Source organism: Micromonospora sp. NPDC005220 (genome assembly GCF_040607895.1).
In the GTDB taxonomy this organism is placed as follows: Bacteria; Actinomycetota; Actinomycetes; order Mycobacteriales; family Micromonosporaceae; genus Micromonospora.
Genome location: NZ_JBEXHP010000025.1, coordinates 22902 through 29949 on the forward strand (window position 1 = coordinate 22902; position 7048 = coordinate 29949).

5 protein-coding genes are annotated in these 7048 nt (G+C 68.3%); 2 read left to right on the top strand and 3 right to left on the bottom strand.

What is annotated here, in order from left to right; all coding sequences use genetic code 11:
- Positions 1–42: 42 nt before the first annotated feature.
- The 3 genes from ABZU52_RS13330 to ABZU52_RS13340 form a co-directional block, all read right to left on the bottom strand.
- A complete protein-coding gene (locus tag ABZU52_RS13330; RefSeq protein ID WP_354971309.1) occupies positions 43–867 on the bottom strand; it encodes a carbohydrate ABC transporter permease in 825 nt (274 codons plus the stop codon).
- Complete coding sequence (locus ABZU52_RS13335; RefSeq protein WP_354971310.1) at positions 864–1703, bottom strand: sugar ABC transporter permease; 840 nt, start codon at positions 1701–1703, stop codon at positions 864–866. The genes ABZU52_RS13330 and ABZU52_RS13335 overlap by 4 nt, the downstream gene beginning before the upstream one ends.
- 150 nt (positions 1704–1853) lie before the next feature.
- Positions 1854–3092: an extracellular solute-binding protein gene (locus ABZU52_RS13340; protein ID WP_354971311.1), complete on the bottom strand. Its 1239-nt coding sequence runs from the start codon at positions 3090–3092 to the stop codon at positions 1854–1856.
- A 338-nt stretch (positions 3093–3430) separates the two neighbouring features.
- Between ABZU52_RS13340 and ABZU52_RS13345 the strand changes: the two genes are divergently transcribed.
- Positions 3431–5224, top strand: coding sequence for an RICIN domain-containing protein (locus tag ABZU52_RS13345; protein WP_354971312.1), 1794 nt, complete (start codon positions 3431–3433; stop codon positions 5222–5224).
- Between the two features lie 191 nt (positions 5225–5415).
- Entirely contained in the window at positions 5416–6987 is a 1572-nt protein-coding gene (locus ABZU52_RS13350; RefSeq protein WP_354971313.1) for an arabinofuranosidase catalytic domain-containing protein, read from the top strand.
- Positions 6988–7048: the final 61 nt, after the last annotated feature.

A 7048-nucleotide genomic window follows, 5' to 3' on the forward strand; every position in this document is an offset into this window, starting at 1 on the left:
TTTCTGTGGTGCGGGTGGGCGGTCCTCGACCGCCGCGGATGGTCAGTCCTTGACGGCGCCGGCGGTCACTCCCATCGAGACGTACCGCTGGGCCAGGACCAGCAGCACGGCGGCGGGGATCGAGGCGACGACGGCGGTGGCCATGATGGCGTTCCACTGCTGGTTGTTGTTGCCGATGTAGTGGTAGATGCCGAGGGTGATCGGCTGGTGGTCGCCGCCGCCGGCCAGGGTCGAGGCGAAGATGAAGTCCGACCAGGACCAGAGGAACGCGAAGAGCGACACCGTGACGATCGAGTTGCGGCTGACCGGCAGCACCACCGACCAGAAGGTCCGCAGCCGACCGGCGCCGTCGACCACGGCGGCCTGGAGCAGCTCGTCGGGGATGCCGGACATGAAGGCCGTGAAGATCAGGACGCCGAACGGCACCGCGAGCGTCGTGTCGGCCAGGATCAGGCCGGGCAGCGTGTTCAGGACGCCGAGGGTGAGGAAGATGGCGTAGAAGCCCATCGCCATGATGATTCCCGGGATCATCTGCGCGATCAGCAGCACGAAACTCAGCGCCGGGCCGCCGGGTGGCCGGAGCTTCGCCAGCGCGTAGCCGGCGGGGGCGGCCAGTGCCACGGTCAGCGCCACCGTGCCGAGGCCGACGAGGAAGCTGGTGCCGAGGTACGGCAGTTGCTGGTCGAGCACCGCCCGGTAGCCGTCCAGGGTGCCGTTGACGGGGAACAGGTGCGGGGGAGTGGCCCGCATGTCCTGGTCCCGGGTGAAGGACACGTTGATCATCCAGTAGACGGGGAAGAGCATCAGCCCGGTCAGCACCAGGCCGACGCCGGTCTTCCACCAGGCCCGAGGCGTTGAGGTGGTCATCGCAGCTGCTGCCTCCGCTCGAACCGGATGTAGACGAGGCCGGCGATCAGAGCCAGCACGATGAGCAGGTTGCCGATGGCCGCGGCCGGGCCGAACTCGGGCAGCAGGTTGCCGAAGCCGAGCCGGTACGACCAGGTGGCGAGCGTGGCCGAGGAGCCGGTCGGGCCACCCCTGGTCATGATCCAGATGATGTCGAAGACCTTCAGCGTGTAGATCAACCCCAGCAGCAGCGTGATCGCGGAGACCGGACGCAGCAACGGAAAGGTGATCCCCCAGAACCGTTGCCACCCCGTCGCGCCGTCGAGCGCGGACGCCTCGTACATCTCCGTCGGGATCGCCTGGAGGCCGCTGTACAGGACCACCAGGTTGAACGGGATGCCGATCCAGACGTTCGCGATGATCACCGAGGTGAGCGACCAGCCCGGCGAGGTGAGCCAGTTGACCGGGTCGATCCCGACGACGCCGAGCGCCGCGTTGACCAACCCCGAGTCGCTGTTGAGCAGCCACGACCAGGTCGACGCCGAGACGATCAGGGGCAGCAGCCACGGTACGAGGATCAGCGCCCGCAGCGTGCGCGACAGCGGGAAGTTCTGGTGGAAGAAGAGGGCCAGGGCCATGCCGATGGTGAACTGGAAGGCGAGCGAGGCCGCGGTGAAGACCACTGTGTGCGTCAGCGTCGGCCCGAACGCCGGGTCGGTCAGGACCGTCCGATAGTTGTCCACGCCAGCGAAGGGCGCCCCGCCCTGCACGAACGAGCGGACGGTGTACTCCCGCAGGCTCAACTCGACGTTGCGGTAGAGCGGGTAGGCGTAGAAGGCCGCCAGGTAGATGGTCACGGGTGCCAGGAAGCCCCACGCCACCCATCGGTTGGGCCGGCGGGCACGGGACGGGGGAGGCCCGGGTGGGGCGGCGGACGCCGCCCCACAGTGGTCTCGTACCGCAGCGGTGGACTCTGTCGTGGAGGGCATGGTGTCGGTTCGGATCGCTTACCTGGTCGTGGCGGCGGTCTGCGCGGCGGTCAGCGCCTCCTGTGGTGACTTCCCGCCGCTGAGGGCCGACTGCACCGCGGTCCACAGTGATTCGGAGATCTTCGGGTACTTCGTGCCGAGGTTGTCGCCGGTGCGGCCCTTGGCCGCCCGGACCGCCTCCACCCAGACCTTGAGCTTGGGGTCCGCGGTCGCCTGTCGCTCCTGTACGGCGGCGACGGGTGCGACGTAGGAGAGCGTGGTGTCCGTGGTGAGCAGGTTGTCGGCGTTGGTCAGGCAGGCGACGATCTTCTGCGACGCCTCGTACCGGCCGGTGTTCTTCTGCACTGGAATGGAGACGAACTCACCGCCGGTGGGCGCCGGGGCCGGCCCGCCGGCGCTGGCCGGGATCGCGATCGTGCCGTACGCGAAGCCGAGCTTCTCCGCGTTGGCCAGTTGCCAGGTGCCGTTCTCGGCGAACGCGTAGTCGCCGGTGGCGAACTCCTGCCAACTCGTGGTCTGGGTGTTGTTGATGACGGAGTTCGGGGCGTGGCCCTGCCTGAGCCAGTCGGTCCAGAGCGTCAGCGCGGACACCGCCTGCGGCGAGTCCAGGCTCGTCAGTTGGGCGCCCGAGCCCCAGAACCAGGGCAGGAACTGGAAGCTGCCCTCCTCGGTGCCGATCGCGGAGAAGGTGATGCCCTTCTTCCCCTTGGCCTTGACAGTGGTCAGTGCCGCGGTCAGTGACGTCCAGTCCTTGACGGCGGCGGGGTCGACGCCGGCGGCGGTGAGCAGATCCTTGTTGTAGTACAGGGCGAGGGTGTTCGCCCCGATCGGCACCCCGTAGGTCTTGCCGTCGCTCTGGCCGGCGCCGAGCAGGTTCTTCTCCATGGCCGAGACGTCCAGCTTGTTGTCGTCGGTGGTGGTGAGCGCACCGGCCTCGGCCAGCGTCGAGATGACCGGGTTGTCCACGATCAACACGTCCGGTGAGTTTCCCTGCTGGGCGGCGAGCAGCGCCTTGTTGGTCAGGTCGGTGGTGTCGTAGCCGGTTCGCTCGACCGTCACCCCGGCGGAGGTGCCGCACTTCTTGAGCAGCGCGACCCACTCGGAGTCGTCGGCGAACTGCGGGTACGGGTCCCAGACGAGGTAGGCGCCACCGTCGGTGGGGTCATTGGCGGACGACGAGCAGGCACTGCCTGCCACTGTGGCGAGAGCTATCACGGCGACGGCGGCCAGGCGCCGCCGACGACTGAGTCCGGTCATCTGGTGCCTCACTTCAAATCGATCGTCAGGTGGGGTGTGTGGGTTGATCGTCGTGGGTTGGCGTAGTCCAACCATGAGGCGAACCGATTCGACGAATCGGTTCGCCCGAAGATAGGTCCGGCCACGGCGGATGGTCAAGAGCAGGTTGGCCGCGCCGGGAGGATCGCTGGGCAACACGGGCGTTACCGCACCGTCACTTCATTGACATGGTTCAGTCTCCGGTCCTAGGATCCGTGCGAATCGATTCGCAAGCGCTGCCCTCCGGAGAGCGTCCCCCGCGCCCCACCAAGGAGCCGCCCGTGAAAACCCCGTCCCGCAGCAGATCCGGACGAGCCCGCGTGTCCGTGGCCCGGCTCGTCGTCGGCCTGCTCGCCGCCGCCGCCGTCACCGCCGTCCCGTCCCCCGCCCAGGCCGCCGACGAGTCGATCAGCGTCAACTTCTCCACCACCAGCGGTGCGCCGACCTACCGCGCGTCTGGGTGGATCTACGGCATGACCGAGAACGCCAGCGGTCCCGCCGACCACTTCTACCGGGACGTCAAGTTCCAGTACATGCGCGCCGGCGGCGCGCAGCTTCCGGGGAGTGGCTGGGTCGGCGGAACCTACGACCGCCGCTGGAACTCCACGCTCGCCCAGGCGCGTCGGACCACCGCCCTCGGCGGGAAGTTCATCATCCTGCCGCACGACCTCTGGGGTGCCGACGGCGCCGGAATCTCCCGCTTCCCCGGTGACAACGGCAACTGGACCGACTACGACAACTTCCTGACCCGCCTGATCAGCGACGTCCGGGCGTCCGGGCTGTCGGTGCAGTGGGACATCTGGAACGAGCCCAACATCACCATCTTCTGGAACCGGCCGATCTCCCAGTACCTGGAGTTGTGGCGCCGGACCTACCAGCGCATCCGGGCGGAGTTCCCCAGCCAGCTCATCGTCGGGCCGAGCTGTGCCTGCGTACCGTCGACCACACACGCCTTCTGGAACCAGTACCTGGACTTCGTCCGCTCGACCAACACGGTGCCGGACATCATCAGCTGGCACTCGCTGCCCGGTGACCCGGTCGCGAACGTCAACGCCGCCAACGCCACCCTCGACCCGCGCGGCATCGCCCACCCCCGTCCGTACCAGATCAACGAGTACGGCGCGCCCGACGAGCAGAACCCGGCCGACGGCGCCTGGTACATCGCGCGTCTGGAGCGGGCCCGGGCCGACGGCCTGCGGGCGAACTGGGCCAGCGGCGGCAGTCTGCACAACGACCTCGGCAACTTGTTGATCCGTAACTCAGCGGGCCAGCACCAGCCCAAGGGTGAGTGGTGGAACTACCGCTTCTACGCCTCCCAGGTCGGGGAGATCGTCGCGGTGACCCCCAGTCAGTCGTACGACGCGTACGCCACGAAGACGACCGGGGTGGCGAAGATCCTGGTCGGTGGTGGTCGTACCACCGGGAACCTGACCGTCAACCTGCAACGCCTGGACACCACCAGCGGCATCGTGCAGAACAACCAGGTCCGGGTCCTCACCCAACGCATCCCGCACAACGGTGGCGGCGCCGTGGCGGGGCCGGTCACCGTCTCGAACAGCGTGGTTGGTGTGTCCAACAACAACGCCACGGTGACAGTGCCGTACACCAACCAGACCGACACGTACACCGTCACGCTGCTGCCCCCCTCGGACGGTGGCTTCCAGTCGGTGGCGGTGGCCCAACACTCGCAGCAGTGTTTGAACAACGCCGGCCTGAGCACCGCCGACGGCAACGTCCAACAGCAGAACTACTGCGACGGCGGTGACCAGCAGCTCTGGAACTTCGTCCCGGTCGCGGGTGTGGCCAACACCTACACCGTGGTCAACCAGCAGAGTGGCAAGTGCCTCGACGTCAGCGGTGCGTCCACCGCCGACGGCGCGGCCGTGCACCAGTGGACCTGCCTGAACAGCTCCAACCAGCAGTTCACCCTGCGCAAGGTGACCTACTCGGGCAACGACTCGCACGACTACCAGCTCGTCGCCCGGCACAGTGGCAAGTGCGTCGATGTCAACGCGGTCTCCACGGCGGCCGGCGCGCTGGTCCACCAGTGGACCTGCAGGGCGGTCAGCCAGGGCAGTCCGTTGAACCAGACGTGGCGGCTCCTGGGGCGGTAGCCGTCCCCGGGGAAGGGTGATGCGCTGGCTGTTTGCCCAGCGGCCAGTGCGTCACCCCCCGACAACCACATTCATTGACATAAATAAAACAAAGGTCATACGATTCGCTGCGAATCGATTCGCCATCGCCACCACCGTCCGTGGCGCGTCGACAACCCCCCCGCGCTTCCACGACTCCGAGGAGCCACCTCGTGCGAAACCCGTCCCCCCTCGGGCCAGGAGAGGCCCGTGAGCTCATCCCGAGACGTCACCGAGCCCGACGCCTGACCGCCCTGGCGGGTGCTCTGGTCGGGGTTCTCGTCGGCATCGGCGCCACCCCCGGTGCCCCCTCGCCGACCGCCGAGGCCGCCGCCCCGCTGGCGGCCGCCATCCAGCCAGGGCAGAGCACCCCGATCATCGGTACGCCGTCCGGCCGCTGCCTCGAAGTGCCCAACTCCAGCACCACCAACGGCACCCAGACGCAACTCTGGGACTGCAACGGCGCTGCCGGCCAGACCTGGACGTGGACGTCGACCAGGCAACTCCAGGTGTACGGCACCAAGTGCCTGGACGCTTCCGGTCGAGGCACCACCAACGGCACCCAGGTGATCATCTGGGACTGCAACGGCCAGAACAACCAGCAGTGGAACGTCAACAGCAACGGCACCATCACCGGTGTGCAGTCCGGGCTCTGCCTCGACGCCAACGGCGCCGCCACCGCCAACGGCACCAAGATCATCCTGTGGGCCTGCAACGGCGGCGCCAACCAGCAGTGGGCCTCGCCGACCACCACCCCGCCGCCGACCACCCCGCCGACCGGCGCGCGCCCGTGCGACATCTACGCCTCCGGTGGCACCCCGTGCATCGCGGCGCACAGCACCACGCGGGCGCTCTACGAGACGTACGCCGGCAACCTCTACCAGGTCCGGCGCTCGTCGGACAACACGACCCGCAACATCGGGCTCACGGGTACGGGGGGCACCGCCAACGCGGCGACGCAGGATTCGTTCTGCTCCGGCACCACCTGCGTGATCACCGTCGTCTTCGACCAGTCCGGCCGTGGAAACGACCTCTGGTACCAGGGGTCGAGCGTGGTGCCGGGCTCCCCGCAGAGCAGGCCGGCGGTCGCGACCTCGGAGTCGCTGACCGTGGGCGGCGCGAAGGCGTACTCGCTCTACATCAATCCCGGCAACAGCTACTGGCGCGACGGGCACCTCACCGGCGTGCCGACCGGCGCGGCGCCCGAGGGCATGTACATGGTGACCAGCGGAACCCACGTCAACAGCGGCTGCTGCTTCGACTACGGCAACAGCGAGACGACCAGGAAGGCCGACGCCGCCGGGGCGATGGACGCCATCAACTTCAGCAAGCAGTGCTGGTTCGGCGGCTGCTCCGGCAGCGGACCCTGGGTGCAGGCCGACCTCGAGTGGGGTCTCTTCCCGGGCGGCAGCAGCTCCTGGAACCCGAACCAGCGCGCGTTCACCAGCAAGTTCGTCACGGCGACGCTCAAGAACAACGGCACGACCCGCTTCGCCATCAAGGGCAGCGACGCGCAGGCCGGCAGCCTCTACACGCTGTACGACGGCTCGCTCCCGCCGGGATACAGCCCGATGAAGAAGCAGGGCGCGATCATCCTGGGCAGTGGCGGCGACTGCTGCAAGCCCGACGGCGGCGCGAACCTGAGCGCCGGCACCTTCTACGAGGGGGCGATGGTCGCCGGCTATCCGTCCGACGCGACCGAGAACGCGGTGCAGGCCAACGTGGTGACCGCCGGTTACCGCTGACCTCGGCGATGCCCGAACGGGTCGTGCGGGGGGGGGCCCCCGACGGGGGTGCGGGGGGCGC

Excerpts from the sequence above, each read along its gene's own strand:
- ABZU52_RS13330 (WP_354971309.1), bottom strand. The coding sequence starts at position 867 with ATGACCACCTCAACGCCTCGGGCCTGGTGGAAGACCGGCGTCGGCCTG.
- ABZU52_RS13340 (WP_354971311.1), bottom strand. The coding sequence starts at position 3,092 with ATGACCGGACTCAGTCGTCGGCGGCGCCTGGCCGCCGTCGCCGTGATA.